The following is a 1,684-nucleotide window of genomic DNA, read 5'->3' as shown; positions in this document are numbered from 1 at the left end:
TAATACACTGGTCAAGGGGCATGTTCATAGCCAGCTTACTAATAAAGGGATAGTGCCTGTTACAAATAATAATACACTAGTTATAAATGGTATAGTACAGACAGGCGAGATAAACCCAAAATATGATAAGAAGCTGGTCAAACATGAAGCTTCCAAACTACTTAAGAATCCTGATATAGGCCTTAGAGATAAGCAAGCACTGAAAAAAACATTTGTAACTATATTAGAACAAGGACATCAAATAGCAATTACTTCTTTTACTAAATATCCCGATGCAATTTCTGCAGCTCTAGAAGAGTTGGGGCTAACTCAAATCCAGCTTGAAGGTATAAAGATAATAGGAGGTTTTCCTAAAGGCGGTGCTAGGGATCCAAATGCAAAAACCGAGCATATAGAGAAAGCTATGGAATTGTCCGGTATAAAAGATAAGCAAAATGTTGTATTAATAGATGATAGTATCAAAAATATAAATAACGCGAAAGAACAAGGTATTTCAGCGGTCCTTGTAAAAGATGGATTTAAGTGGGATAATATAACAAAATTAATAGGAAGCAAACAAATAAACACAACACAAGAGAAAGTAAGTAATATTGCTAACCCCAAAAATGTTAATACTAAAGATACAAAGGCAACAATTAAAGAAACACAAAAAACGGTAAGATTAATACCAAGTGAACAGGAAATTAACAAAGCCGATATAATAAAAGGGAAAGTAGTTAGTGCTACTGCTCGTAATGATGTAAGATTCAAAGATACAAAAGTGGTGATAGGAAAAAAACAAGGATGGCAGAAGTTTTTAGCTACGATATTTTTTTTAAAGAAAGAAAAAGTTATTGGACTAATCGACAAAAAAAGTAATTTTATTCAAGATGCGAATATTATTAAAAATTTTAAAAAAGAACATAAAATAATAAATCATGGGCAATTTGCTAATACTGAAATTGATCTTATAGTCTCTAAAGAGAAGCAAGTAATTGCAGTTCGTAATGCAGAAGGTTTACATAATCATTATGGTGAACGATTGCATCGGGATAAGATTATTGAACGAGGAACAGAAATTACAAAAAAAAGTATTTTAAAAAACTCTTCCTCTGTCCCTCCTATCCCCGAAAAATCTGAAGAAATAAGACAAAAATATAAATTATCTGACAGTAAAGCGGCACGAATACTACAAACTTTACAACAGACAACTCCACGTAGTAAAGCTCCCGCTATACCTCCGAAATCTTTGACCGTAAGAACAAAATATCAGCAGCAATCAACAAGAGGAATATAAGATAAATTATGAATGAGTATAAATCTATGGGTGCTGAAATAGAACATAATATAAAGATTTCTGAATATCAGCAAGTTGTTTAACTACGTCTCGGCAAAAGCTAAAGATACGGATCATTGTCTTGCATTCCTATCAACAATGATTCATGCTCTGTAGAACCGTACTGAAAGATAAGATCCTTAGGTGTGACGTTATAAAGATTAGGAATTCGGAAATTAGCCCCAAATGCAATCAGTAATTCTGTAATTTTTGTCGTTTTGTAATTGAGTGCGGAATAATGTAGCGGTGTATTTCCAGATTCATTTTGAATGTTACAATCTGCTCCTGAACCTAATAGTAATACAGATATTCGGTCGTGCCTCCGTATTGCAGTTTAGAGTAAATAGTCTATAATCCTCAAACAGTAAT

The 1,684-nt window shown here is 32.9% G+C and carries 2 protein-coding genes; one reads left to right on the top strand and one right to left on the bottom strand.

What is annotated here, in order from left to right; genetic code table 11:
* On the top strand, positions 1-1,276 hold a 1,276-nt coding region (locus tag AC0ODJ_RS09005; RefSeq protein ID WP_474466124.1), incomplete at its 5' end, for an HAD family hydrolase.
* 100 nt (positions 1,277-1,376) lie between these two features.
* Here the strand turns inward: AC0ODJ_RS09005 and AC0ODJ_RS09000 are convergent.
* Positions 1,377-1,625 (bottom strand): ankyrin repeat domain-containing protein, encoded by a 249-nt coding sequence (locus AC0ODJ_RS09000; protein ID WP_371920415.1) that lies wholly within the window; start codon positions 1,623-1,625, stop codon positions 1,377-1,379.
* Positions 1,626-1,684 lie beyond the last annotated feature (59 nt).

This window comes from Rickettsia senegalensis (assembly GCF_056135685.1).
This window is presented reverse-complemented; position numbering and strand designations above follow the sequence as displayed.